This is a genomic window from Streptomyces sp. M41 (assembly GCF_043673425.1).
In the GTDB taxonomy this organism is placed as follows: Bacteria; Actinomycetota; Actinomycetes; order Streptomycetales; family Streptomycetaceae; genus Streptomyces.
Genome location: NZ_JBIMKE010000004.1, coordinates 320,330 through 345,096 on the forward strand (window position 1 = coordinate 320,330; position 24,767 = coordinate 345,096).

Annotated in this window: 21 protein-coding genes and 1 tRNA gene; 10 read left to right on the plus strand and 12 right to left on the minus strand. The window is 71.9% G+C overall.

Going from position 1 to position 24,767, the window contains the following annotated elements; genetic code table 11:
- Positions 1–85: 85 nt before the first annotated feature.
- Positions 86–772: a histidine phosphatase family protein gene (locus ACHBTE_RS08000; protein ID WP_394722773.1), complete on the minus strand. Its 687-nt coding sequence runs from the start codon at positions 770–772 to the stop codon at positions 86–88.
- A 62-nt stretch (positions 773–834) separates the two neighbouring features.
- On the opposite strand from ACHBTE_RS08000, the gene corA reads away from it, so the two are divergent.
- A complete protein-coding gene (corA, locus tag ACHBTE_RS08005; RefSeq protein ID WP_394722774.1) occupies positions 835–1,833 on the plus strand; it encodes a magnesium/cobalt transporter CorA in 999 nt (332 codons plus the stop codon).
- Positions 1,834–1,878: 45 nt separating this feature from the next.
- Here the strand turns inward: corA and ACHBTE_RS08010 are convergent, their stop codons facing one another.
- Both ACHBTE_RS08010 and ACHBTE_RS08015 read right to left on the minus strand, forming a co-directional pair.
- Complete coding sequence (locus ACHBTE_RS08010; RefSeq protein ID WP_394722775.1) at positions 1,879–2,667, minus strand: ferritin-like domain-containing protein; 789 nt, start codon at positions 2,665–2,667, stop codon at positions 1,879–1,881.
- 299 nt (positions 2,668–2,966) lie between these two features.
- Complete coding sequence (locus tag ACHBTE_RS08015; RefSeq protein WP_394722776.1) at positions 2,967–4,022, minus strand: LLM class F420-dependent oxidoreductase; 1,056 nt, start codon at positions 4,020–4,022, stop codon at positions 2,967–2,969.
- Positions 4,023–4,208: 186 nt separating this feature from the next.
- Between ACHBTE_RS08015 and ACHBTE_RS08020 the strand changes: the two genes are divergently transcribed.
- Together ACHBTE_RS08020 and ACHBTE_RS08025 are read left to right on the plus strand one after the other, a co-directional pair.
- Complete coding sequence (locus tag ACHBTE_RS08020) at positions 4,209–5,192, plus strand: aldo/keto reductase (RefSeq protein ID WP_394722777.1); 984 nt, start codon at positions 4,209–4,211, stop codon at positions 5,190–5,192.
- The gene (locus ACHBTE_RS08025; RefSeq protein ID WP_394722778.1) at positions 5,189–7,450 is read left to right on the plus strand and encodes a helix-hairpin-helix domain-containing protein; all 2,262 of its coding nucleotides are present in this window, start codon (positions 5,189–5,191) and stop codon (positions 7,448–7,450) included. The genes ACHBTE_RS08020 and ACHBTE_RS08025 overlap by 4 nt, the downstream gene beginning before the upstream one ends.
- A gap of 151 nt (positions 7,451–7,601) precedes the next feature.
- Here the strand turns inward: ACHBTE_RS08025 and ACHBTE_RS08030 are convergent, their stop codons facing one another.
- Positions 7,602–8,315, minus strand: coding sequence for a hypothetical protein (locus tag ACHBTE_RS08030; protein ID WP_394722779.1), 714 nt, complete (start codon positions 8,313–8,315; stop codon positions 7,602–7,604).
- A 47-nt stretch (positions 8,316–8,362) separates the two neighbouring features.
- On the opposite strand from ACHBTE_RS08030, the gene ACHBTE_RS08035 reads away from it, so the two are divergent.
- On the plus strand, positions 8,363–8,551 hold the full coding sequence (locus ACHBTE_RS08035) for a DUF5703 family protein (RefSeq protein ID WP_005485166.1): 189 nt from the start codon (positions 8,363–8,365) through the stop codon (positions 8,549–8,551).
- An 85-nt stretch (positions 8,552–8,636) separates the two neighbouring features.
- Here ACHBTE_RS08035 and ACHBTE_RS08040 read toward each other — a convergent pair whose 3' ends face one another.
- The 3 genes from ACHBTE_RS08040 to ACHBTE_RS08050 form a co-directional block, all read right to left on the minus strand.
- Complete coding sequence (locus tag ACHBTE_RS08040) at positions 8,637–9,473, minus strand: chaplin family protein (RefSeq protein ID WP_394722780.1); 837 nt, start codon at positions 9,471–9,473, stop codon at positions 8,637–8,639.
- A gap of 142 nt (positions 9,474–9,615) precedes the next feature.
- Positions 9,616–9,849, minus strand: a complete 234-nt coding sequence (gene chpH, locus ACHBTE_RS08045) for a chaplin ChpH (protein WP_030608446.1) — start codon at positions 9,847–9,849, stop codon at positions 9,616–9,618.
- Positions 9,850–10,006: 157 nt separating this feature from the next.
- On the minus strand, positions 10,007–11,332 hold the full coding sequence (locus tag ACHBTE_RS08050; RefSeq protein WP_394722781.1) for a M20/M25/M40 family metallo-hydrolase: 1,326 nt from the start codon (positions 11,330–11,332) through the stop codon (positions 10,007–10,009).
- A 188-nt stretch (positions 11,333–11,520) separates the two neighbouring features.
- On the opposite strand from ACHBTE_RS08050, the gene ACHBTE_RS08055 reads away from it, so the two are divergent.
- The 4 genes from ACHBTE_RS08055 to ACHBTE_RS08070 all read left to right on the plus strand — a co-directional run bounded on the left by ACHBTE_RS08055 (position 11,521) and on the right by ACHBTE_RS08070 (position 17,567).
- Positions 11,521–11,605 (plus strand) — tRNA-Leu (locus ACHBTE_RS08055).
- 282 nt (positions 11,606–11,887) lie between these two features.
- On the plus strand, positions 11,888–15,754 hold the full coding sequence (locus ACHBTE_RS08060) for a Pls/PosA family non-ribosomal peptide synthetase (protein WP_394722782.1): 3,867 nt from the start codon (positions 11,888–11,890) through the stop codon (positions 15,752–15,754).
- Positions 15,755–15,831: 77 nt separating this feature from the next.
- Positions 15,832–17,166, plus strand: a complete 1,335-nt coding sequence (locus ACHBTE_RS08065) for a M1 family metallopeptidase (protein WP_394722888.1) — start codon at positions 15,832–15,834, stop codon at positions 17,164–17,166.
- 23 nt (positions 17,167–17,189) lie between these two features.
- Entirely contained in the window at positions 17,190–17,567 is a 378-nt protein-coding gene (locus ACHBTE_RS08070) for a YchJ family protein (RefSeq protein ID WP_394722783.1), read from the plus strand.
- 24 nt (positions 17,568–17,591) lie between these two features.
- Here ACHBTE_RS08070 and ACHBTE_RS08075 read toward each other — a convergent pair whose 3' ends face one another.
- On the minus strand, positions 17,592–18,293 hold the full coding sequence (locus ACHBTE_RS08075; RefSeq protein WP_394722784.1) for a FadR/GntR family transcriptional regulator: 702 nt from the start codon (positions 18,291–18,293) through the stop codon (positions 17,592–17,594).
- Positions 18,294–18,431: 138 nt separating this feature from the next.
- Here ACHBTE_RS08075 and ACHBTE_RS08080 point away from each other — a divergent pair, with 138 nt between their 5' ends.
- The gene (locus ACHBTE_RS08080) at positions 18,432–18,950 is read left to right on the plus strand and encodes a gluconokinase (protein WP_394722785.1); all 519 of its coding nucleotides are present in this window, start codon (positions 18,432–18,434) and stop codon (positions 18,948–18,950) included.
- Between the two features lie 39 nt (positions 18,951–18,989).
- Positions 18,990–20,387, plus strand: coding sequence for a GntP family permease (locus ACHBTE_RS08085; RefSeq protein WP_394722786.1), 1,398 nt, complete (start codon positions 18,990–18,992; stop codon positions 20,385–20,387).
- Positions 20,388–20,560: 173 nt separating this feature from the next.
- Here the strand turns inward: ACHBTE_RS08085 and ACHBTE_RS08090 are convergent, their stop codons facing one another.
- From ACHBTE_RS08090 to ACHBTE_RS08105, 4 genes are all read right to left on the minus strand, one after another.
- Positions 20,561–21,184 (minus strand): cytochrome b/b6 domain-containing protein, encoded by a 624-nt coding sequence (locus ACHBTE_RS08090; protein WP_394722788.1) that lies wholly within the window; start codon positions 21,182–21,184, stop codon positions 20,561–20,563.
- Positions 21,168–21,896 (minus strand): molybdopterin-dependent oxidoreductase, encoded by a 729-nt coding sequence (locus ACHBTE_RS08095; RefSeq protein ID WP_394722789.1) that lies wholly within the window; start codon positions 21,894–21,896, stop codon positions 21,168–21,170. The genes ACHBTE_RS08090 and ACHBTE_RS08095 overlap by 17 nt, the downstream gene beginning before the upstream one ends.
- 133 nt (positions 21,897–22,029) lie before the next feature.
- Positions 22,030–23,577, minus strand: a complete 1,548-nt coding sequence (locus ACHBTE_RS08100; protein ID WP_394722790.1) for an APC family permease — start codon at positions 23,575–23,577, stop codon at positions 22,030–22,032.
- Between the two features lie 36 nt (positions 23,578–23,613).
- The gene (locus ACHBTE_RS08105; RefSeq protein ID WP_394722791.1) at positions 23,614–24,558 is read right to left on the minus strand and encodes a hypothetical protein; all 945 of its coding nucleotides are present in this window, start codon (positions 24,556–24,558) and stop codon (positions 23,614–23,616) included.
- Positions 24,559–24,767: the final 209 nt, after the last annotated feature.

Consider the following 24,767-nt stretch of genomic DNA (forward strand, 5'->3'; position numbering starts at 1 on the left):
GGAATCGTGGGTACGGCGGGTCGTGGGAACGACGAGTGGTGCGTGGGGCGCTGCTTCGACCGCTTCACCCTACTGCGCCGGACGATCACGGTGCGCCCGCGCCGCCGCCGACCGTCGCGTCGCCGGCCGGGGGTTCCTCGCGCGGGGCGAGGGAGGCGAAGTCACCGGTGTCCCCGAGGCGTACGAGGAACGGCCTCAGACGGGTGTAGCGGATCGCGGTGATGGAACACGGTTCGACAGAGATCCTTTGGAAGAGGTCGAGATGAAGACCGAGTGCGTCCGCGACAAGAGACTTGATGATGTCGCCGTGCGAGCACATCAGATACACGGCGTCGGCCCCGTGGTCGCGCTCCACGCGCGCGTTCCACTCACGTACGGCCTCGGCGGCCCGGGTCTGCATGGCCCGCATGGACTCACCGCCGGGGAACGCGGCGGCCGACGGATGCGCCTGGACGACCTCCATCAGCGGCTCGTCCTTGAGCTCGGCGAGCTTGCGGCCGGACCAGTCGCCGTAGTGGCACTCCCCGATGCGCTCGTCGGTGTGCGCGGTGAGGCCGGGGCGGGCGTCGAGCAGCGGCCGGATCGTCTCCTGGCAGCGCTGGAGGGGGCTCGCGACGACCTCGCAGACCGGCAGCCCGGCGAGCCGTGCGGGCAGTGCGGCGGCCTGCGCGGCCCCGCGTTCGTCGAGGGCGACCCCGGGGGTCCACCCGGCGAGCAGTCCCTCGGTGTTGGCGGTGGAGCGTCCGTGCCGGACCAGGATCAGCGTGGGCATGCCGCCCAGCGTAGGCGCACCGGGGGGTGCGCCCACGGCCGGAGGGCGGGAGAATACGCTCCGTGATCGTCGACTGCGCCATATACCGGGACGGGCGTCGCTCGGAGGGACCGGAGGACCTCTCCGACGCCTTGGATCTGTGCCGTCTTCAGCACGACGCGTTCGTGTGGATCGGGCTGTACGAGCCCACGGAGAAGGAGTTCGACCGGGTCACGGAGGAGTTCGGGCTGCACCCGCTGGCCGTGGAGGACGCCTTGAAGGCGCACCAGCGGCCCAAGCTGGAGGTGTACGACGACTCGCTGTTCATGGTGCTCAAGCCGGTCGGGTACGAGCCGAAGAGCGATGTCGTGTCCTCCGGCGAGGTCATGGTCTTCATCGGCGACTCGTTCGTGGTGACCGTACGGCACGGCGAGGAGGCGCCGCTGGGGGCGGTGCGGGACCGCCTGGAGCACGAGCCGGAGATGCTCCGGCACGGCCCCACCGCCGTGCTGTACGCCATCTCCGACGCGGTGGTCGACCATTACCTCGATGTGGCCGACGAGTTGAGCATCGACCTGGAGGAGCTGGAGGCGGAGGTGTTCTCGCCGGCCGTGGGCGGCTCACGGCACACGGCGTCCCGTATCTACAACTTCAAGCGGCAGGTGCTCGAGTTCCGCAGGGCCGTGGGTCCGCTGGCCCAGCCGCTGGCCCGGCTCGCCGGGTCGGGCATGGTCAGCGCGCGCGTGCCGTTCGTGCACGACGAGGCGCAGCCCTTCTTCCGCGATGTGAGCGACCACCTCACGCGCGTGAACGAGTCGGTGGAGGGCCTGGACCGGCTGGTGTCCGACATTCTCTCGGCGCATCTGGCGCAGATGAGCGTCCGGCAGAACGACGACATGCGGAAGATCTCCGCGTGGGCGGCCATGGCCGCGGTTCCGACGATGATCGCGGGTGTCTACGGCATGAACTTCGAGCACATGCCGGAGCTGACCTGGCGGTGGTCGTATCCGCTGCTGATCGTGGCCATGGCCGCCGCGGAGGTGCTGCTGTACCGGTTGTTCAAGAGCCGGGGCTGGTTGTAGGGCGGGCTGCCTGCGGGGCGGGCCGGTCGCGGGGCGGGCCGTGGGTCAGGCGAACTCGGGTGCCGAGGTCGCCGGTCCGCCCAGGGCGTCGCGTCGCTCCGGCGTCTTCAGGCTCACCATCCGCCGCCAGCCCGCGAACCGCTCCCAGGCGTACACGGCGTGGATGCCCGCGGCGAGCACGGCGGCCTTCGGGCGGGGCCAGCCGAGGATGCGGCCCATGTGGTCCATGACCGCGAGGCTGACGTCCCGGTAGATGCGGATCTCGGCGAGCGCGCACTCGCGCAGTGTGCGCTGGATGGCCCGGCCGTGGCCCTGGGCCGCGAAGCGCAGGAGTTCCTCGTGGCAGTAGGCGAGGTGGTTGTCCTCGTCGTCGGAGATCATCCTGACCGCGCGCCCGATGTCGGGGTGGTCGGAGAAGTACCTGCGCAGCAGCTCCATCTGCTCGGAGGCGCGCTGTTCGGTGACGCGGCTGTGCGACAGGTAGGTGACGATGTCCTGGACGGTGAGCTGTTCGTCGCTCTTGAGCTTGTCGTGGGCGAGCCCGATGCCGTGCTGCTCCAGAAGCATCGTGTAGTCGGTCTCGGCGGGGACGGGCACGGGTTCGAGGCCGCGCTTCTTCAGCAGGGCGTTGAAGATCCGCCCGTGCTTGTCCTCGTCCGCCCCGTGCCGGGTGATCTTGGGTGCGAGAGCACGCGCGCTCTCCGGGATCAGCGCGGCGATACGCGCGTTCTCCCACCCTCCCTGGGACTCGCCGCTGGCCGCGATGGAGCAGAACAGGCGGAAGGACTCGTCGTTGTCGAGGATCTCCTGGAACAGACTCTTGGCCGAAAGCATCGTGAGGCACCTCTCTGCCGGACGCCGGTTTCCGCGGGCTCCGCAGGATTCCGCAAAGAACGAGTCAAATGCGGTGAGAGAGGTGTTGCAACAGTTGTGTCGGACAACTCCGCCAAACGAATGACCTTCCGGGTCACGACGGGGGCGTAACCGGGCGGGCACGCGCGCGTTGTTCTGCGTGACGGCCGTGGCGGGGAAGACCCCCGAGCCCCCACCACGGCCGCTGAAAACTCCGCAGGCGTATGAAAACTCCGCAGGCGCACGGCGTGCCTGTGCGGTGCTGCCGGTCGGCCCAGGCGTCAGGCGAGCCCGGCGCGCTCCAGGGCCTCGGTGCCGGCGCGGAGGGAGGCGAGCCGCTCGTCGAGCGTGAAGCCGGCGGGCGCGAGGCTGAGGGTGGTGACCCCGGCCGCCGCATACTCCTTCATCCGGTCCGCGATGCGGTCCACGGAACCGAGCAGCGTCGTCTGGTCGATCAGCTCGTGCGGGACGGCGGCCGCGGCGCCCTGCTTGTCGCCGGACAGGTACTTCTCCTGGACCTCGGCGGCAGCGGCCTCGAAGCCCATGCGCTGCGCGAGCTGGTTGTAGAAGTTCTGCTTGGCGCTGCCCATGCCGCCGACGTACAGCGCGGTGTACGGACGGAAGGTGTCGGCGAGCGTGGTGACGTCCTTGTCCTCGCCGACGGCCAGGGGCAGGGTCGGGCAGACGTCGAACCCGTCGAGGGTCTTGCCCGCCTTCTCGCGCCCCGCGCGCAGATGCCGGATCGTGGTCTCCTCCAGGTGCTCGGCGGAGGGGAAGATCACGAGGGCGCCGTCGGCGATCTCGCCGGTCTGCTCGAGGTTCTTGGGGCCGATGGCCGCGATGTACAGCGGGATGTGCTCGCGCTGCGGGTGCACGGTCAGCTTGATCGGCTTGCCGGGGCCACCGGGCAGCGGCAGCGTCCAGTGCTGTCCCTCGTACGACAGACGCTCGCGCGTCATCGCCTTGCGGACGATCTCGACGTACTCACGGGTGCGGGCCAGCGGCTTGTCGAACTTGACGCCGTACCAGCCCTCGGAGACCTGCGGTCCGGAGACGCCGAGGCCGAGCCGGAAGCGTCCGCCGGACAGCGAGTCCAGGGTCGCGGCCGTCATCGCGGTCATCGCCGGCTGACGAGCCGGGATCTGGAAGATGGCGGAGCCGACGTCGATGCGCTCGGTCTGGGCGGCGACCCAGGAGAGCACGGTGGCGGCGTCCGAGCCGTACGCCTCGGCGGCCCAGCATACGGCGTATCCCAGCCGGTCGGCCTCCTGCGCGACGGCGAGATTGTCCGCGTCCATTCCGGCGCCCCAGTAGCCGAGGTTGATCCCGAGCTGCATGGCGGATTCCCCTTACCGATCAGTAACGTCCCTTGTGGGCCCGACCTTAGCGCGGGGGGCCGCCCGCGGGGAGGGCGGTGTGGCGGGCGTCGCTCGACCGGCCGTCGGCGTGCTCGGTCACCGTCCGGGAAACTGGTCATCCACAGGCCCCCACACGGCAGGTTCTGGCCAGTAATCTCGGCGTTCATGGAGCAGAGGCATCTCGGCCGCACCGGCCTGCGCGTGTCCCGTATCGGGCTGGGCACCCTCACCTGGGGCAGGGACACCGACGAGCACGACGCCGCGGACCTCTTGAAGACGTTCTGGGAGGCGGGCGGCTCGCTCGTCGACACGGCCGATGTGTACGGCGACGGGGAGGCCGAGTATCTGCTCGGCCGGCTCATAGAAGGGCTGGTCCCGCGGCGGGACCTGGTCATCTCCACGAAGGCGGGCAGCGTGCCCGACCCGGACCGCCGGTTCGACGGCTCGCGCGGCCATCTGCTCGGCGCGCTGGACGCCTCGCTGGCCCGGCTCGGCACGGACCACGTCGACGTCTGGCACATCCACGCCTGGGACCCGTACACACCCCTGGACGAGACCCTCCACGCCCTCGACCTGGCGGTCAGCAGCGGCCGTGCGCGCTATGCCGGCGTCTCCAACTTCTGCGGCTGGCAGTTGGCCAAGGCGGCGACCTGGCAGCTGGCGGGGCCCGGGACGCGGACCCGGCTGGCGAGCACGCAGCTGGAGTACTCGCTGCTCCAGCGCGGAGTGGAGCGCGAGGTGCTGCCGGCCGCGCTGGACCTGGGCATCGGCCTGCTCCCGTCGTCCCCGCTCGGGCGGGGTGTCCTGACGGGCAAGTACCGCAACTCGACGCCGCCGGACTCGCGCGGCGCCTCGGAGCATCTGGCGCCCTTCGTCGCGCCGTACCTCGACGACACGGCGAGCCGCATCGTGGACGCCGTGCAGACCGCGGCCGACGGGCTGGCGGTGACCCCGCTCCAGGTGGCCCTCGCATGGGTCCGCGACCGGCCCGGAGTGACCGCGCCCGTCATCGGACCGCGCAACGCCCAGCAGCTCACGGCGGCATTGTCAGTGGAGGACCTTAGTCTTCCTGACGAGATCTGCCGGGCGCTCGACGATGTGTCGGCGCCCGTGCACCGCTATCCCGATCACGACTGGAGCACGCTGTGAGCACGGAGCCGCCCGAGACCACGGAGAACACGGAGCCGGGGACACCGGGTGCCGTAACGGAGGACGCCGTGACGGAGGACGCCGTGACAGAGGGTGGCACGACGGAGGACGCCGAGACGGAGGGTGGCACGACGGAGGTCTCCGCCACGGGGGGTTCCGCAGCGGGCGGTTCCGCGCCGGAAGGTGGCGCGCCGGGCGGCGACGGCGGCACCGGGGCACAGGTGTCCGAGGCCGAGGCCGAGCTCGCGGCTCAGCGGCTGGAGCGGGAGCGGATCGAGCGGCGGAAGGCCGAGAAGCAGGGGCCCATCGAGAGCGGGACCAAGCTCAGCGGGAAGGCCGCCGATCTGCTCGCGGCCGTACGGGCCGTGGAGGGTGGGGCCAAGCCCGCCGCCACCGTCTTCAGCGAGCCGGAGGCACCGCGTCGCCCCGCCCCTGAGCCGCCCCGCCGCCCGCAGCCCGCGCCCGCTCAGGCGCCCGGCACGCCCGCGGCCCCCGCGCCGGAGACCGTCGAGTCCGCGCGGCGCGTGCTGGCCGACGGCGGCGCCCCGGAGGCGTTCGCCCAGCAGGTGGCCGCGGTTCTCGGCGAGGACGCGGCCGACCGGCTGCGGGCGGACCCGTGGCAGTTGTTGCGTGTCCCCGGCGTACGGCCGGAGCAGGCCGACGGGTTCGCGCGGGCGCTGCTCGGCGCGGAGTGCGGACCGGACGACGAGCGGCGTGGCCGGGCGGTCGCCGTCTGGCTGCTGGAGCAGGCCGCCATGGCCGGGCACACGGCCCTGGAACTTCCGATGCTGGCCGCGGCGCTGACCCAGCGGGGCGTGCCGGACGCGGACGCGGCCGTGCAGAACACCCTTGCCGAGGGCGAGGCGCTGGCCTTCCAGGACGCCCTGGACGAGCCCGGTGCCCCACCCCGGCAGGACGACGAGGAGGGGGAGGGCGAGGAGCGGCCGGTCCGTGTTCTCGTCGGCCTGGAGCGGTACGCCCTCGCGGAGGAGAGCCTCGCCGACGGACTGGGCCGTCTGATCAACTCGGCGCCCGTGCAGGACGGTTCGGCCGAGAGCTGGGAAGGGGCCGCGGCGGCCGGGGGCTCGGCCGGCGACCTGATCCGCGCGGTGTCGGCCCACGGCCTGGTGCTGCACACCGGTGGGGAGGCGTCCCTGGCGGAACCGGCGGCGCTGCTGCGCGCGGCGCCGGGGCTGGGGCTGCGGGCCTGGGCGGCCACGCACAGCCCGGTCGGACGCGACCGGTTCGCGGCGCTGAGCGGGCTCGACGCGACCGGCGTCCCCGCCGGGACGGGGCCCGTGCCCGGGGTCGCCACCGTGGCCGGGCTGCTCTCCGGCGCCGAGGGGCCCGGGCGGGACGTGGACGGGGCGTTCGACCTCGATCTGCTCGTCGTACTGGACGCGCCGCAGCTGGACGTCGAGACCGCGGCGCTGCTCACGGAGTCGTTGCCGGACGGGGCCCGGCTGGTGCTGGCCGGGGACCCTGCGGTGCTCTGGTCCGCGGGACCCGGGCGGGTCTTCGCCGATCTGCTGGCGGCGCGGAGCTGCCCGCAGATCGCCTCGCGGCGCCCGGATCCCGGCCCGCTGGGGGAGCTGGTGTCCGGCATCGGCATCGGCGAGCTCACCCAGGTCGAGGCGCCCGGCAAGGAGGTCGTGATCGTGCCGGTGCGGGAGCCGGGCGAGGCCGTGCACCGCACCGTGCAGCTCGTCGCGGACTCGGTGCCGCGCGCGATCGGCGTCCCGGCCGAGGACACCCAGGTGATCACGCCGGGCCATGGCGGCGCGGCCGGCACCCGCGCCCTGAACGCCGCGCTCAAGGAGCGGCTCAACCCCGGCCCCGGCCGCTTCGGCGGCTTCGACCCGGGTGACCGTGTCGCCTACTCCCCCGCGCCCGGTCGTACGGTGCCGGGTCGCGTGGTGAAGGCCGACGCGGCGGGACTGCACCTGTCCTGTGCGGGCCAGGCCGTCGTCGTACCGAAGGAACGGGTGGAGCAGGCCGTGCGGCACGGCTGGGCCCTCACCGCGCACCAGGCCGTGGGCGGCAGATGGCCGGCGGTGGTCGTGGTGCTGCCGGGCGACGCGGCTCAGGCCCTCAGCCGACCCTGGGTCTACACGGCCTTCGGCCGTGCCGACCGCCATCTCTCCGTGGTCCACGGCGTGGAGCAGGCCCTGCCCCGGGCGGTCGCCGAGGTCCCGGCCAAGCCGCGTACGACGCGCCTGCCCGTCCTGCTGCGGACGCAGGTGCCGTCGGAGGTCTGACCCGGGCAGACGGGTGCACACGACGACGGCGGCGGTCACGGAAGCCCTCCGTGACCGCCGCCGTCGCCGTCGTCGTCGAAACAGCCGCGCGGCAGCGCGGCGATCGTGCCGCGACGATCTGCGCGTCAGCGATCCGCGTCTGCGATCCCCCTCAGCGATCCGCGTCCAGTGGTTCGAGGTCGTCCTCGTCCAGCTCCGTGTCGAGCTCGTCCTCGAGATCGTCGCCGTCGGCGCCCTCCGCCTCCTCCACGTCGTCGACGTCGTCCAGATCGTCGTCGAACACCGCGCTGACGTCGAACCGGCAGACCACCTGCTGCGGGTCGACCCCCTCGAAGGGCGTCTCCAGCCACTCCCCCGGCTCGGCCGGTTCCTCCGCGGCCGTCACCCAGAGCGTGGAGTCGCCCTCCTCCAGGCCGAACTCCTTGTGCCGGGAGGCGATCTCGTCCGGTTCGAACTCGCCGAACAGGATGCCCAGCGCGCCATGCACCGTGCCGGAGACCTCCGCCCCCTCGTCGTCCGCCGCCTCGATCCGCTGGGCCTGCGCCATCAGCCGCTGTGGCTCCGCCACGGCGTAGTCACGGCGGATCAGCACGCTCAGCGCGTTCGGTTCCTCGGGGCCCGTGTACGGCGGCAGTGCGTCGTCCGCACCGGGGATCTCGAAGGGGGTGACCTCGTCGTAGCGGTCGTAGAGCAGCTCGTCGTAGGTCTCGGCGGCTGCGGCCAGCTGGTTGAACGCCTCGTAGACGGCCGGGTCGTCCTCACCCGACCGGCGTTCGACCGCGGCCAGGTGGCGGTCGAGCGCGGTCTTGACCGCCTCGGCGGCGGCGCGTACCTCGGCAGCGGTGGGCTGCACAGCATCAGACATAGTGCAGACGCTATCCGTACCGGGCCCCAGCCCGCACAATAGATGCGATGCCGGAATACGAATTTGTCGACGTGTACGTACCACGCGGGGTCTCCCGCAAGGACGCCACACGCCTGTTGACGGACCATGCCGAGTACGGACACTGGGAGTTGGACCGGCTGAGCCTGCTGCGCGACGGGAGCCGCAGGGTGCGGCTGCGCCGTCGGATCATCCGCCAGGTGCGGGCCACATGGTGAGCTGAGGCAGGCCGGCCGGAGAAGCGAGAACGGAGCGGGCCCCGCGTCGGCGGGGCGCGCTCCGTTTCGGCCGGACGGCAGCGCCTTACGCCGAGGCGCGTGCCTTGCGGTAGAGGACCGCGCCCGCCAGCAGCGCCCCCGCCCCCACCGGCAGCGTGAGGCCCAACGGCAGGTCACTGCCGGTCTGCGCGAGCTCTGCGTCGCCCTGCGGCTGCGTCACGAAGTGGGCTCCCGGCTCGTTCCCGTTCGAGGAACCGCCCGGGGTCTCACCGCCCGGGTTCTCCGGCGTGCCGGGGTTCTCGGGGTCGCCCGGGTTCCCAGGGTTCCCCGGCTCTCCGGGGTTCCCCGGCTCTCCCGGATCGCCCGGGTTTCCGGGTTCACCAGGGTTTCCCGGCTCCCCGGGCTCACCGGGATTGCCCGGGTTACCCGGATTCCCAGGGTTCCCCGGCTCCTCCGGTGACCCGGGCGGGTTGTGGCTCCCGCCTCCGTTGGCGCAGTCGTTGCCCTTGACCGGGTTGCCGATGCCGATGATGTCGACGCTGTTGCCGCACACGTTGACCGGGACGTGGACCGGCGCTTCGACGTGGTTGCCCGAGCCGACGCCGGGCGAGTCACTGGCGTGCCCGCTGGTCGAGGACCCCGAGCCGCCGTGGTGGCCGCCGGCCGAGCTGCCACCCTTGTTGGCGCAGCTGTTGCCGCTCGCCGGGTTGAGCAGCCCGACGACGTCGACCGTGTTGCCGCAGACGTTGACCGGCACGTGCACCGGTGCCTGCACCGTGTTGCCCGACAGCACACCGGGCGAGTTCGAGGTGCTGCCGTGCGCACCCGAACCGGTTGCGTGGGCGGCGCCGCCGGTGGCGGCTGCGATGACGCCGGTCGCTGCCGCCACGGTCATCAGGCCCTTGCGGGTGACCTGTCGCATTACTGATTCCTGCCTTCGACCTTGTACAGAAATGACGACGTCGGATTCGACCGACGTTCCGAAAGGCCGGTCGGCCCCGGAGCGCATGGCACGCGCTCCGGGGCCGACGGGCTCAGCCCCATTCATGGGGCGAGGCACAACGTCACTTGTTGATGCAGGTGTTGCCGAAGGCGGGGTTCAGCAGCCCGATCACGGAGACCGTGTTGCCGCAGACGTTCACGGGGACGTGAACCGGCACCTGAACCACGTTGCCGGACAGGACACCCGGGGAGTGCACGGCGGCACCCTGGGCACCGGAGTCGGCAACGGCGAGGCCCGCGCCCGCGAGAACCAGCCCACCGGTGGCAGCCGCAGCAGCGACGACCTTCTTGATCATTATTCCTCCTTGTTGGCAAAGCGATCACAAGTAGCTGATCGCATCACCTGTAACGAGGAGGAACTAATAGGGCTACGACCCTATGAGCGCGTTCACTCTCGCCAGTCACGGGCAGTACGTCTGGCCGAATAGTGGAGTGTCGTTTCAGTGGGTCATTTCAGGACGCATCGATGAACCTGTCGAGCACCCGCACCCCGAATTTCAGGCCGTCCACCGGAACGCGCTCGTCCACGCCGTGGAACATGCCCGCGAAGTCCAGCTCCGGCGGCAGCTTCAGCGGCACGAAACCGAAGCCGCGGATGCCGAGGTCGGCGAACTGCTTGCCGTCGGTCCCGCCGGAGAGCATGTAGGGGATCGCCTTGGCCGCCGGGTCCTCGGCCACCAGCGCGGACTGCATGGCCTCCACGAGCGCGCCGTCGAAGCCGGTCTCGACGGCTTTGTCGGCGTGCACGTCCTCACGTCGTACGTTCGGCCCGAGGATCCGGTCGATGTCGGCGAGGAACTCCTCCTCGAAGCCGGGCAGGAAGCGGCCGTCGACGTGCGCGGTGGCCTCGCCCGGGATGACGTTGACCTTGTAGCCGGCGCTCAGCTGGGTGGGGTTGGCCGTGTTGCTCAGGGTCGCGCCGATGAGCTTGGCGATGCCGCCGAGCTTGGCGAGGGTGCCCTCCATGTTCTCCGGGTCGAGCTCGGTGCCGAGGGCGTCGCCGAGTTCGTCCAGGAAGGCGCGGGTGGTCTTGGTGACCCGCACCGGGAACTTGTGCCGGCCGAGCCGCGCGACCGCCTCCGACAGCTCGGTGATGGCGTTGTCCCGGTGGATCATCGAGCCGTGCCCGGCCGTGCCGGCCACGGTCAGCTTCATCCAGTGCATGCCCTTCTCGGCCGTCTGGATCAGATAGAGCCGCCGCTGCTCGCTCACGGTGAACGAGAACCCGCCGACCTCGCTGATCCCCTCGGTGACGCCCTCGAAGAGATCGGGGTGCTTGTCGACGAGGAACCGGGCGCCGTACTTGCCGCCGGCCTCCTCGTCGGCGAGGAACGCGAGCACGATGTCCCGCGGCGGCTTGCGCCCGGTGCGCAGCCGGTCGCGTACGACCGCCAGGGTCATCGCGTCCATGTCCTTCATGTCGACGGCTCCGCGGCCCCACACGCATCCGTCCGCGATCTCTCCGGAGAACGGGTCGTGGGTCCAGTCGTCGGCGTTGGCCGGGACGACGTCGGTGTGGCCGTGGATCAGCAGCGCCGGCCGGGAGGGGTCCTCGCCCTCGATCCGCGCCACGGTGGAGGCACGTCCCGGGTGCGACTCGAAGATCTTCGGTTCGAGGCCCACCTCGGCGAGCTTCTCGGCGACGTACTCGGCCGCCTTGCGCTCCCCGGGGCCCGAGTGGTCGCCGTAGTTGCTGGTGTCGATCCGGATCAGCTCGCGGCAGAGGTCCACGACCTCGTCCTCGCCGGTGACGCCCCTGGCCGTGTCCGTGTCGCTCACGCTGCTTCCTCCCACACTGTCGCTGCTGGTGGTCCTCCCTCATCCTCCCTCTCCCCCGGTCCGGGCCCAAGACCGGCCGCACCCCGTCACACGCCGTTCACGCCGGGAAGGGGGTGATCGGGCACCCCTCGAAAGCTGGTAATGTTTCCTCCGTCGCCGCGAGGGAAACCCCGCACGACAGACACCTTGTCCGGGTGGCGGAATGGCAGACGCGCTAGCTTGAGGTGCTAGTGCCCTTTATCGGGCGTGGGGGTTCAAGTCCCCCCTCGGACACATGAGACGACAAGGGTCGTGACTGTGAGGTCACGGCCCTTGTCGCTGTGTGTGGGGCAAGTCTCCTCCGGTGCTGCTGCGCTCGGAGACCCCCAGGTCAGTCCGGTGGCCGCTGCTGTGCCGTACCTCCGGACGGCCGTTCCGGATGGCGTATCCAAGTGCCCGAACCTAGCGTCGTACTAAAATTTCCGGCTTGTTACGGGTCGGAGCCGGACAACCCCAGGCGCAGCTGCGGGCCCGCCGGCACCCCGGAGGCATCCGGGATCTAGACGCGAGGACCGGATGGCAGCCATACAGGAGAGTGACGCTCTCGGCCTGCTCGACGACGAGGTCGGCGCTCGGATCCAGCGGGAGTTCGCAGACGCGGCACGTTTTTCGGGGGGTCCCGCGGCTTCGCCGCGCACGCTCGTCGATGTGTTCGAGGCGTCCGTGCGGTCGTGTCCGGACGAGCCCGCGCTGGACGACGGCACCGCCTCACTGACCTACCGCGCACTGGCCGTGGAGGTGGAACGGCTGCGCAGCCGGCTGGCCCGTGCCGGGGTCGGACTCGGCGACCGGGTGGGCGTGCGGGTGCCGTCCGGCACCAATGCGCTCTATGTGGCGATCCTCGCCGTGCTGGCGGCAGGTGCCGCGTACGTCCCCGTGGACGCCGAGGACCCCGACGAGCGGGCCGAGCTGGTGTTCGCGGAGGCAGACGTACGGGCCGTGATCGGGGCCGGGCACGAGATCACCGGGCACGGTGTCGGCGGGCGCCGGGCCGGGCGGCCCGGGGTCGAGCACGACGCGTGGATCATCTTCACCTCCGGCTCCACCGGCAAGCCCAAGGGTGTCGCCGTCTCCCACCGCAGCGCCGCCGCCTTCGTGGACGCCGAGGCCGCGCTGTTCCTCACCGAGGAGCCGATCGGGCCCGGGGACCGGGTCATGGCGGGGTTGTCGGTCGCGTTCGACGCGTCCTGCGAGGAGATGTGGCTGGCCTGGCGGTACGGGGCCTGTCTGGTGCCGGTGCCGCGTTCCCAGGTCAGGAGCGGCGCCGATCTCGGGCCCTGGCTGGTCGAGCAGGAGATCACCGTGGTCTCGACGGTGCCCACGCTGGCCGCGCTGTGGGAGCCGGAGGCCCTGAACGACGTACGGCTGCTGATCTTCGGCGGGGAGGCCTGTCCACCCGAGCTGGCGCAGCGGCTGGTGACCGAGGGGCGCGAGGTCTGGAACACGTACGGGCCGACGGAGGCGACCGTCGTGGCCTGCGCCTCGCTGATGAGCGGTGCGGAGCCGGTGCGCATCGGACTGCCGCTGGACGGCTGGGAGCTGGCCGTGGTGGACGAGGCCGGGCAGCCGGTGCCGATGGGCGCCAGTGGGCAGCTGGTGATCGGCGGGGTCGGGCTGGCCCGGTATCTCGACGCCGGGAAGGACGCCGAGAAGTACGCGCCCCTGGAGTCGCTGGGGTGGGAGCGGGCGTATCGCAGCGGGGATCTCGTCCGGGCGGAGCCGCAGGGGCTGGTCTTCCTCGGGCGGGCCGACGAGCAGATCAAGCTCGGCGGGCGGCGGATCGAGCTCGGTGAGGTGGATGCCGCGTTGCAGGCGCTGCCCGGGGTCGCGGGCGCGGCGGCAGCCGTGCGGACCGCCCGCGGCGGCAATCAGCTGCTCGTCGGGTACGTCGTCACCCAGGACGGCTGGGATCACTCGGTCGCCGTCGAGAAGCTGCGGGCCGAGCTGCCCGCCGCGCTCGTGCCGTTGCTCGCGCCGGTCGAGGAGCTGCCGACCCGAACGTCGGGCAAGGTCGATCGCGATGCGCTGCCCTGGCCGCTTCAGGGCCTGGAGGCGGGCGGCCCGGCCGAGCGGCTCCACGGCACCGAGGCCTGGCTGGCCGAGCAGTGGACCGAGGTGCTCGGCGTCCCGGTCACGAGTGCCTGCGACGACTTCTTCGCGATCGGCGGTGGCAGTCTGGCCGCGGCCCAGCTGACGACCCGGCTGCGCAGCCGCTACCCGGGCGCGGCCGTCCTGGACATCTACCAGCAGCCGGTGCTGCGCAAGCAGGCCCGTCGGCTGGAGAAGTCGGCGCGGGACGACGAGGCCCGGCGCACCATCGCCCCGGTGCCCAGACGCGCCCAGGTCGCGCAGACGCTGATCCTGATCCCGCTGTTCACGCTGCTGGGACTGCGCTGGACCCTCGCCCTGGCCGCCCTCGGAGCTCTGCTGCCCGCCTACGGGTGGCTGCCCACGGCGCCCTGGTGGCTCGTGGCGGTCGGGGTCGTCGTGCTGTTCAGCCCGCCGGGGCGGATCGCGCTGGCCGCCGGTGGCGCGCGGCTGCTGCTCAGGGGCGTCGGACCCGGTCGGTACGCCCGCGGTGGCGGCGTCCATCTGCGGCTGTGGACGGCCGAGCGGCTGGCCGAGTTCAGCGGGGCGACCTCGCTGACCGGGGTGTGGCTTCAGCGGTACGCGCGGGCCCTGGGCGCGAAGGTGGGGCCGGACGTCGATCTGCACTCGCTGCCGCCGGTCACCGGGCTGCTCAAGCTGGGGCGGGGGGCGGCCGTCGAGTCCGAGGTGGATCTGTCCGGGTGGTGGCTGGACGGGGACCGGCTGGAGATCGGCGCGGTGAAGGTGGGCGCGCATGCCGTCGTCGGCACGCGCAGCATGCTCTTCCCCGGCGCCCGGGTCGGCAAGCGGGCCGAGGTGGCGCCCGGGTCGGCGGTCACCGGTCAGGTCCCGACGGGTCAGCGGTGGGCGGGCGCGCCGGCGGTCCAGCTGGGCAAGGCCAAGCGCAACTGGCCCAAGGAGCGGCCGAGCAAGGGGACGTACTGGCGGCTGATGTACGGCGTCACGGGCTTCGCGCTCACCGCGCTGCCGGTGCTCGCCGGGACGGCCGCGTTCCTCGTGGGCCTGCTTCTCTTCACGCCGGACGCGCCTGTCGCGGGTGCGGCGCGGGCCCTCGTGCCGGCGACGCTCGCGTTCGGGGTGGCGTACGCGCTGCTGATCGTGATCGGTGTGCGGCTGCTGAGTGTGGGGCTGCGCGAGGGGACGTATCCGACGCACAGCCGGATCGGTTGGCAGGCGTGGACGGTCACGCAGCTGATGGACCGCTCGCGCGAGACGCTGTTCCCGCTGTACGCGGGGCTGGTCACGCCGGTGTGGCTGCGGCTGCTGGGGATGCGGATCGGGCGGGGCGCCGAGGTGTCGACCGTGCTGGCGCTGCCCAGTCTGACCACGGTCGGTGAGGGCGCGTTCCTGGCCGACGACACGCTGACCGCGCCGTACGAGCTCGGTGGCGGGTGGATGCGGATCGGGCGGGCCGAGATCGGTCGGCGGGCCTTCCTCGGGAACTCGGGGATGACCGCGCCGGGCCGGACCGTGCCGGACGGGGGGCTGGTCGGGGTGCTGTCCGCGACGCCGAAGAAGGCCAAGAAGGGCACCTCGTATCTGGGGCTGCCGCCGGTCAAGCTGCCGCGTGCCGCGTCGGACGGCGACCGGAGCCGGACGTACGAACCGTCCCTGCGGCTGCTGTGGGCGCGGGCGTTGGTGGAGCTGTGCCGGATCGTGCCGGTGTTCTGCTCGGCGGGCCTGGCGGTGCTGACGGTGGCCGCGCTGTGCGTGCTGGGGGTGTGGGCGCCGCTGCTGTCGGGGCTGGTGCTGCTCGCGGCGGGGGCGCTGGCCGGGGTGGTGTCGGTCGTGGCGAAGTGGCTGCTCGTGGGGCGGCATCGCAGCGGGGAGCATCCGCTGTGGTCGTCGTTCGTGTGGCGCAATGAGCTGGCCGACACGTTCGTCGAGGTGCTCGCCGTGCCGTGGCTCGCGGGGTCGGTTCCGGGCACGCCGCTGATGGCGGTGTGGCTGCGGGGGCTGGGCGCGCGTATCGGCCGGGGTGTGTGGGTGGAGTCCTACTGGCTGCCGGAGACGGATCTGGTGCGGCTGGAGGACGCCGCGACGGTGAACCGGGGCTGTGTGCTCCAGACACACCTCTTCCACGACCGGATCTTGCGGACGGATACTGTGGTCCTCCGTGAGGGCGCGACGCTGGGCCCTGGCGGGATCGTGCTGCCCGGCAGTGCGATCGGGGCCCGTACGACGCTGGGTCCCGCGTCGCTCGTCATGGCCGCGGAGTCCGTCCCCGACGACACCCGTTGGCTCGGCAATCCGATCGAGGCATGGCGTCCCTGAGCGCGGGTCACCCGGATCCGGACAGCGAGGGGCCGGCAGGGAGTGGCAGCGGTACGGCGCAGGGAGCACAGACGGCGGTGGCGGTTCAGCAGGCGGCGGGCGCGGACCCGTACTTCCCGGAGCACGGCGATCCCCGGTACCGGGTGCACCGGTACGAGCTCGCGCTGGACTACCGGCCCGAACCGAACCGGTTGTCGGGGACGGCCCGGATCAACGCGATAGCGGGACGGGCGCCGCTCGGCGAGTTCGTGCTGAACCTCGCGGACTTCAAGATCGGGCGGGTCCGGGTCGACGGCCGCCAGCCGCACTACACGCACCGCGGCGGCAGGCTGCGGGTGCGCCCCGCCAAGCCGGTGCGCGCGGGGGCGGCCTTCACGGTCGAGGTGCACTGGTCGGGGAACCCCAAGCCGGTGAACAGTCCCTGGGGCGGGCTCGGTTGGGAGGAGCTGGAGGACGGGGCGCTGGTCGCGAGCCAGCCGATCGGGGCGCCGTCCTGGTACCCGTGCAACGACCGGCCCGCCGACAAGGCGTCGTACCAGATCTCGGTCACCACGCCGTCCGCGTACGCGGTGGTGGCGGGCGGGCGGCTGCTGACCCGGACGACGAAGGCGTCGACGACGACGTGGGTGTACGAGCAGTCGGCGCCGACGTCCAGCTATCTGGTCGGGCTGTCGATCGGCAAGTACCAGACGGTGCTGCTGGGCGACCCGGGGCCGGGCGGGGTGCCGCAGCACGGGCACATCCCGGCGCATCTGCTGGGTGACTTCTCGCGGGACTTCGCACGCCAGCCGCAGATGATGGAGCTGTTCCAGGACCTGTTCGGGCCGTATCCGTTCGACGAGTACGCGGTCGTGGTGACCGAGGAGGAGCTCGATGTGCCCGTCGAGGCACAGGGGTTGTCGCTGTTCGGCGCCAACCATGTGGACGGGGCGCGGGGTTCGGAACGGCTGGTCGCGCACGAGCTGGCGCACCAGTGGTTCGGCAACAGCGTGACGATCGCGGACTGGCGGCACATCTGGCTGAACGAGGGGTTCGCCAAGTACGCGGAGTGGCTGTGGTCGGAGCGCTCGGGCGGGCGTACCGCGCAGCAACTCGCCGGCGCCGCGCACCGGTTGCTGTCGACGCTGCGGCAGGATCTGCGGCTGGCGGACCCGGGGCGCAAGTCGATGTTCGACGACCGGCTCTACGAACGCGGCGGGCTGGTGCTGCACGCGGTGCGCTGCGCGATGGGTGACATCGCCTTCTTCCGCATGCTGCGCGGCTGGGGTCAGCTGCACCGGGGCTCCACGGTGACCACGGCGGCGTTCGTCTCGCACGTGGCCCGCTTCGCGACCGAGCCGGTGGACGAGCTGTTCGAGGCGTGGGTGTACGGGACGGCGCTGCCGCCGCTGCCGGGGGCGGCCTCGCCCTAGCCACGCCGAGCACAATGGGGGTCATGACGACGCGTTCCTGCCCGTGCGGGCTGCCCGACCCCTACGACCGGTGCTGCGGTCGTTTCCACCCCATGGGCGCCGCTTCCGCGCCCACCGCCGAGGCGCTGATGCGGTCGAGGTACTGCGCGTTCGTCAAGGGCGATGTGGCGTACCTGCTGCGCACCTGGCATCCGCGGACGCGGCCGGCGCGGCTGGAGCTCGATCCGGGGATGCGGTGGACCGGGCTGGAGATCCTGGAGACCACGGCCGGCTCGGCGTTCCACGCCGCGGGCACGGTGACCTTCCGGGCGTCGTTCCGGGGTGGCTCCCTGCACGAGCGAAGCCGCTTCGAGCGGGTCGACGGGGCGTGGGTGTACGTGGACGGGGAGTTCCTGAGCTAGGGCGTGTCTGACCCTTGGCGGGCGCTACGGCGCCAGGATGTCCAGCTCCTGGAGCGCTCCGACGGTGATCTCGCGGGTCAGGTGTTCCGCGCGGACCGCGTCGCCCGCGCGGACCGCCTCCGCTACCTGGACATGGAGGGTGACCGCCGCGGGGTCGGGGTCCTCGAACATGACCTCGTGGTGGGTGCGGCCGGTGAGGACCTCGGCGACGACATCGCCGAGGCGGGCGAACATCTCGTTGCCGGAGGCGTTGAGGATGACGCGGTGGAAGGCGACGTCGTGCAGCAGGTAGCCCTCCAGCTGGTGGCCGCGTGAGTGGGCGACCATGCCGAGGGCGCACTCGGTGAGTTCGGCGCACTGTTCGGCCGTGGCGTGCTTGGCGGCCAGGCCCGCCGCGACCGGCTCGATCGCCGAGCGCAGGACGGTGAGCGAGCGCAGCTGGTGGGGGCGGTCGGCGCCCGCCAGCCGCCAGCGGATGACCTGGGGGTCGTAGACGTTCCACTCGGCCTTGGGGCGGACCGTCACGCCCACGCGGCGGCGGGACTCGACCAGGTGCATGGACTCGAGGACGCGGACCGCCTCGCGCATCACCGAGCGCGATACGTCGAAACGCTGGGCGAGTTCGTCCGTGCGCAGAACGCTGCCCGGCGGGTACTCGCCCGCGGTGATCGCGGGGCCGAGGGTTTCCAGTACGTGGCCGTGCAGCCCCCGGCCCGTTGTGCTCATGCACTCAGCGTACGGTCAGGATCACCGGAACAAAAAGTCAGACTTATTAATCACAGGCTCTTGTATTTGTCGTACCTAATGGGTTTCAGTGTGCGTCGACATCACGTGTCGACGAGGACAGCAGACAGTGAGGCAGCGATGAACACCCCCCATGTCGTCGTGGTCATGGGCGTCTCGGGCACCGGGAAGACCACCATCGGTCCCCTGCTCGCGGCCCGGCTCGGCGTTCCCTACGCCGAGGGCGACGACTTCCACTCCGAGGCCAACATCGCCAAGATGTCGGCCGGCACCCCGCTCGACGACGACGACAGGTGGCCGTGGCTCGACGCCATCGGCGCCTGGGCGGACGAGCGGGCCGGGCTCGGCGGAGTGGTGAGCTGCTCGGCGCTGAAGCGCTCGTACCGCGACCGGTTGCGGGCCGCCGCGCCGGACGTCGTGTTCCTGCACCTCGCGGGTGACCGCGCGGTGATCGAGGACCGGATGTCGCACCGGCAGGGGCATTTCATGCCGACCGCGCTGCTCGACTCCCAGTTCGCCACGCTCCAGCCGCTCGCGGCGGACGAGGCGGGGGTCGCCGTGGACGTGTCCGGCAGCCCCGAGGAGATCACCGAACGGGCCGTCGCGGCCCTGACGGCGCTCCCCGAGCCGACCGTGTAACTCCCCTCCCCCGACCCCCGTACCTGCAAGGGAACCCCCGTGACCAGACTCAGCGTCGAGATGCTGGCAGCGGACACCGTCGAGCCCATCACCTCGGCCGGCCACGCTCAGCTGGGCATCGCCGTCCTGGCCGGCATCGCCGTCATCGTCCTGCTCATCACCAAGTACCGGCTCCACGCCTTTCTGTCCCTGACCCTCGGGTCGCTGGTGCTCGGCGCGATCGCCGGCGCCCCGCTCGACAAGGTCATCGCCAGCTTCACCACCGGGCTCGGCACCACGGTGGCCGGCGTGGGCGTGCTGATCGCCCTCGGCGCCATCCTCGGCAAGATGCTCGCCGACTCCGGCGGCGCCGACCAGATCGTCGACACCATCCTCGCCAGGGCGAGCGGCCGTTCGATGCCGTGGGCGATGGTCCTGATCGCGTCCGTGATCGGTCTGCCGCTGTTCTTCGAGGTCGGCGTCGTGCTGCTGATCCCGGTCGTGCTGATGGTCGCCAAGCGCGGCAACTACTCGCTGATGCGCATCGGCATCCCGGCCCTCGCCGGTCTCTCCGTGATGCACGGCCTGGTCCCGCCGCATCCCGGCCCGCTGGTCGCGATCGACGCGGTCGGCGCCAACCTCGGCGTGACGCTGGCGCTGGGCGTCCTCGTCGCCATACCGACGGTGATCATCGCCGGTCCGGTGTTCTCGAAGTTCGCTGCCCGCTGGGTGGACGTACCGGCGCCGGAGCGGATGATCCCGCAGCGCGTCTCGGAGGAGCTGGACAAGCGCCCCGGCTTCGGTGCCACGCTGACGACCATCCTGCTGCCCGTCGTCCTGATGCTGTCCAAGGCGCTGGTCGACATCGTCGTGGACGACCCCGAGAACACGGTCCAGCGCGTCTTCGACGTCGTCGGGTCGCCGCTGATCGCCCTGCTCGCCTCGGTCCTCGTCGGCATCTTCACGCTGCTGCGGCCCGCCGGGTTCGGCAAGGAGCGGGTGTCGCCGCTCGTCGAGAAGAGTCTCGCGCCGATCGCGGGGATCCTGCTGATCGTCGGCGCGGGCGGCGGCTTCAAGCAGACGTTGATCGACACCGGCGTGGGCCAGATGGTCCTGGAGATCTCCAAGGACTGGTCGATCCCCGCGCTGCTGCTGGCCTGGCTGATCGCGGTGGCGATCCGGCTGGCGACCGGATCGGCGACGGTGGCCACGGTATCGGCGGCCGGTCTGGTAGCCCCGCTCGCGGCCGACATGTCGACCACGCACGCGGCCCTGCTCGTCCTGGCCATCGGCGCCGGCTCGCTGTTCTTCAGCCATGTCAACGATGCCGGGTTCTGGCTGGTGAAGGAGTACTTCGGGCTGAGCGTCGGCCAGACCGTCAAGACCTGGTCCGTGATGGAGACGATCATCTCGGTGGTCGCGGGGGGCATCGTGCTGCTGCTGTCGCTGATCATCTAGCGCTGTGACCGGGAAGGTTGCCGGACTGCTCGTCGTGCTGGTCGGACGTGACGACTTCGATCGGCACGCGAGCGGGATGGCGTTACCAGTCAGGGTCCCTCAGCAGCGCTGGGGCCGCCCACGTCCCGGAGCGGCGTGATCATTCGGGGAGGCACTCCAGTGCAGACCTCGTCTCACGGCCGCCACAGTGAATGCTCCCGTTCCGCCCACTCCCGGCTGACCGACCCCGTCCGCATGCCCCGGCGGGCCTCCGGGTCGGCCAGGGCCATGCCGATGTGGCCCGCCAGGACGACTCCGATGGTGAGGGCCAGCCAGTCGTGGACGAAGGTCGCGCTGGTGCGCCACTCCAGGGGGGTGAGATGGGTGAACCACATCATGAGACCGGTGCCGAGCATCACCAGCGTCGCGCCCGCGAGCCAGGCGGCGTAGATCTTCTGGCCGGCGTTGAACTTCCCCGCCGGGCGGGAGGAGGGGCGCTTGTCGCGGCGCAGGGCCGCGCGCAGCCAGCGCCGGTCGTGCGGGCCGAAGCGGTTCAGGAAACCGAGGTCGGCGCGGAACGCGCGGGAGGCGAGGCCGGCCAGGACCGGCACGGGCAGGGCGAGGCCGGCCCACTCGTGGATGCGGACCACCAGCTCGCGGCGGCCGACCAGCTCGGCGAACTGCGGGACGTACAGGCAGGCCGCCGTCACCACGCACACGCCCATCAGCGCGGCCGTCGTCCGGTGCACCCAGCGCGCGGCCGGGGTGAAGCGGTGGACGCGGGTGGCCGGGCCCGGCGCGTCAACTCGTAGGCTCATCGTCGCGTCCGTTCGAGCGGCCGACCCAGGCGTCGATGTCGTAGCCCCGTTTCTCCCAGTAGCCGGGCCGGACGTCCTTGGTGACGGTGATGCCGGAGAGCCACTTGGCGGACTTGTAGAAGTACATGGGCGCCACATAGAGGCGGGCGGGGCCGCCGTGGGCGTGGCTGAGGTTCTTGTCCTGCATGCGCAGGGCGACGAGGACGTCGGCGCGGCGGGCCTGGCGGAGGGTGAGGCTCTCGCTGTACGTGCCGTCGAAGCAGGTGAAGCGCACCGCCCCGGCCTCCCCGCGCACACCCGCGGCGTCCAGGAGCCGGGACAGGCGCACCCCTTCGAACGGTGTCTGCGGAACCCGCCAGCCGGTGACGCACTGGACGTCGCGCACCATCCGCGTCTGGGGCAGCGCGCGCAGGTCGGCCAGGGTGTAGGTGCGGGGACGGTCCACCAGGCCGTCGACCGTGAGGCGGTAGGTGGTGGCGTCCTTGCGGGGTACGGAGGAGGCGACCGAGTAGTAGCGGAAGCCGCCGCCGTTGGGCAGCAGGTCGGTCAGGCCCGTGGGGTCCTTGTCGGACGCGCTCGCGAGGAAGGACTCCAGTCCGCGTTGCAGAGTGGGCGCGGTGGCCACGCCGAGAACGCCCAGGCCGACGGTGCCGAGGAAGACGCGGCGGCCCACCGGTGTGCCCCGCGGCTCCTCGGGCTGTTCGTTGTTCACGTATTCATCGAACACCCGCGTCCCCGGCTGGACCAGGGATCGCGGGTGCCCGTCAGATTTCCGTAACCAGGGCCGGTGATCAGGGGGGCCGGTAACCAGGGGGTCGTCGACCAGGGGTCCGGCCGCCCGGCTCTCACGTGTCGCCGCGGGCCGCCTTCTCCAGCTGGAACGCCTCGTTGCCGAGCCCGATGCGGGCGTGCTTCTCGGGGTCGCGGGAGCGCAGCAGCAGGCCCTGGGCCAGGCCGGCGGCCAGGGCGAGGGCGATGACGGCGGGCAGGGCCCAGCTCAGGGACGAGCCCGGGCCCGCACCGATCAGGACGTCGAAGTCCTTGACGGTCCACACGACGATGAACAGCAGCGCGAGGACGGCCAGGCCCGAGGCGGCAAGCCGCCAGAACTGGGTGGCGGCGGCCCCCCGGCGCACGAAGAAGACAATGACCGAGACCGAGGCGGCGGCCATCAGCGCGGTGACGCCCAGCGCGCCCAGGCTGCCCATCCAGGTGAACAGGTGCAGGACCGGTGCGGTCGGGTCACCGGTCGGCTTGTCGTCGGCGAACGCGAACGCGGCCACGACCACGAGCGCGATCCCGGTCTGGAGCAGCGAGCCCGTGCCGGGGGCGCCGCTCGCGCCGCCGGTCCGCGCGAAGGCGCCGGGCAGCAGGCCCTCGCGGCCCATGGCGAAGGCGTAGCGGGCAACGACGTTGTGGAAGCTGAGCATCGCGGCGAACATGCCGGTCACGAAGAGCACGTGCAGGACGTCGGTGAAGCCGGGTCCGACCAGGTCCTCGGTGAGGTGGAACAGCAGCCCGGCGCTCTGCTCCCGCGCGGTGCCGACGATCGCGGAGGGGCCCGCGGCGACGGTGTACGCCCAGCAGCTGAGGGTGTAGAAGACGGCGATGCCGCCGATGGCCAGGAACATCACCCGGGGCACGAGGACGTGCGGGCGGCTGGTCTCCTCGGCGTAGACGGGGGCCTGCTCGAAGCCGAGGAAGGCGGCGACGCAGAAGCACAGGGCGGTGCCGATGCCGGCCCCGGTGAGCGTGTCCGGGTCGAAGGCGTGCAGCGACAGGCCCTCCTTGCCGGGGCCGGCGATCGCGGCGACGTCGAAGACGACCACGAGGGCGACCTCGATGAGCAGCAGGACACCGAGCACGCGCGCGTTGAGGTCGATCTTCAGCCGGCCGAGGACGCCCACGAGGAGGACCGCCGACAGTGCCGGTATCCACCAGGCGATCTCCACCTCCAGGTAGGTGGCGAACAGCCCGGAGACCTCGAAGCCGAAGATGCCGTAGATGCCGACCTGGAGGGCGTTGTAGGCGACGAGCGCGACCATCGCGGCGCCGGCGCCGGCGGTGCCGCCGAGGCCGCGGGCGATGTAGGCGTAGAAGGCGCCGGCGTTGTGGACGTGCCGGCTCATCTCGGCGTATCCGACGCTGAAGAGGGCGAGGACGAGGCCGAGGATCACGAAGAGCAGCGGCTGGCCGAGGATGCCCATCACCCCGAAGGTCGTGGGCATGACACCCGCGACGACCATCAGGGGTGCCGTGGCGGCGAGCACCGAGAGCAGCAGGCCCGCCGTGCCCAGCCGGTCTGCGCGCAGGGCGCGGTCCTGCCCCTTGAACGTACTGATGCCGCCGCCGTCCGCGGTGGCTCTGCTCGTACGGGAACTTCCCGTGGTCATCGGGGACCGTCCTTGGGTCGACTGCGGTTGGGGGCGTCACGCCGCGCCGAGTGCGCTCTCGCGCGCGGCACGGAAGGCGGGATCGCGGTCCGGGTAGGACCAGGGCGAGGGGGTGGCGTGCTCGCCGATGCGGTGGAAGAGCGCGGCGGCCTCGGCACCTCGGCCCTCACAGACCTTGGCGTGGGCGAGGTAGTTCAGATCGACCAGGCGGCGCGGGTGGCCTTCCTGCTCCCACTCCAGCCACCAGTCGAAGGCGGCCCGCATCACCTGCCGGGCCCGGCGGCCGGTCCAGTGCGCCGAGGTGATCGCGTCGCGGGGTTCGTGTCCCGCCGCCGCGAGGACGCGGTAGCGCTCGGCGTGGGCGACGACCGGGAGGATGGCGAGCGGGGAGTCGGCGGGGGCGCGCTCGGCGGCGGCATTGGCGAAGTCGTAGACCTCGTGGAGCGGGTCGGGACCGGCACGGGAGCGGTGCTCGGCGAGCCGGGCGGTCATCAGGTGGTGGGCGTGGTGGTGGTCGGCGTACCGGGCGCGGACCTCGGCGAAGAGCCGGCGCACCTCCGGCTCGGCGCCCAGGGCGCTCTCCAGCATCAGCAGGCCGAGCCAGGGGGTGGGGTCGGCGGGCGCGCGCTCGGCGGCGGCGTGGCAGGACTCACGGGCGCGGACCGGGCGCTCCTTGCCGCGCAGCGCGCGCCGAACCTGGGCGAGGGCGAGCAGGACGGCGGCGTCGGCCGAGTCGGGTTCGGCGAGCAGCCAGTCGCGGGCCCAGGGCGTGCAGTACGACTCCTGGGCGAGGACGGTCACGCGATGCCCTCTGCGGTCCCAGTCGTCGCCGGTGCGGGCCAGCAGTGAGCGGGCCGTCTGCCATCGGCCCTGGGCGAGCGCGGTGCGGGCCGTGGCGAGCTCGGCGTCGTCGAGGGCCGCGTCGAAGGCGTGCGCCCCACGCTTGCGGGGGCGGCCGAGGGGTGGCGGAGGTGGGGGCACCGGCGTGGGTTCTGTTGGGGGGAGTGTATGGATTGTCATCGAGCGATCACGCACAGCAAAGCCGCAGCCAACACTTCTCGTCAAGAGCCGTCAGAGTGTTACACGCGTCAACTCCTGTGACTGGAGGGGCAGTTGTGGCATTCAACCTGACCGCAATGTCGGATTTGTGCAAACTGTGTGGCGTACGTCATGGCGCTGCGGGGCACCCG

Bases quoted from the DNA above. Each gene is read 5' to 3' on its own strand.
- ACHBTE_RS08000 (WP_394722773.1), bottom strand. From the start codon at position 772: ATGCCCACGCTGATCCTGGTCCGGCACGGACGCTCCACCGCCAACACC.
- ACHBTE_RS08010 (WP_394722775.1), bottom strand. From the start codon at position 2,667: ATGCTTTCGGCCAAGAGTCTGTTCCAGGAGATCCTCGACAACGACGAG.
- ACHBTE_RS08015 (WP_394722776.1), bottom strand. From the start codon at position 4,022: ATGCAGCTCGGGATCAACCTCGGCTACTGGGGCGCCGGAATGGACGCG.
- ACHBTE_RS08020 (WP_394722777.1), top strand. From the start codon at position 4,209: ATGGAGCAGAGGCATCTCGGCCGCACCGGCCTGCGCGTGTCCCGTATC.
- ACHBTE_RS08030 (WP_394722779.1), bottom strand. From the start codon at position 8,315: ATGTCTGATGCTGTGCAGCCCACCGCTGCCGAGGTACGCGCCGCCGCC.
- ACHBTE_RS08035 (WP_005485166.1), top strand. From the start codon at position 8,363: ATGCCGGAATACGAATTTGTCGACGTGTACGTACCACGCGGGGTCTCC.
- ACHBTE_RS08040 (WP_394722780.1), bottom strand. From the start codon at position 9,473: ATGCGACAGGTCACCCGCAAGGGCCTGATGACCGTGGCGGCAGCGACC.
- chpH (WP_030608446.1), bottom strand. From the start codon at position 9,849: ATGATCAAGAAGGTCGTCGCTGCTGCGGCTGCCACCGGTGGGCTGGTT.
- ACHBTE_RS08060 (WP_394722782.1), top strand. From the start codon at position 11,888: ATGGCAGCCATACAGGAGAGTGACGCTCTCGGCCTGCTCGACGACGAG.
- ACHBTE_RS08070 (WP_394722783.1), top strand. From the start codon at position 17,190: ATGACGACGCGTTCCTGCCCGTGCGGGCTGCCCGACCCCTACGACCGG.
- ACHBTE_RS08075 (WP_394722784.1), bottom strand. From the start codon at position 18,293: ATGAGCACAACGGGCCGGGGGCTGCACGGCCACGTACTGGAAACCCTC.
- ACHBTE_RS08080 (WP_394722785.1), top strand. From the start codon at position 18,432: ATGAACACCCCCCATGTCGTCGTGGTCATGGGCGTCTCGGGCACCGGG.
- ACHBTE_RS08090 (WP_394722788.1), bottom strand. From the start codon at position 21,184: ATGAGCCTACGAGTTGACGCGCCGGGCCCGGCCACCCGCGTCCACCGC.
- ACHBTE_RS08100 (WP_394722790.1), bottom strand. From the start codon at position 23,577: ATGACCACGGGAAGTTCCCGTACGAGCAGAGCCACCGCGGACGGCGGC.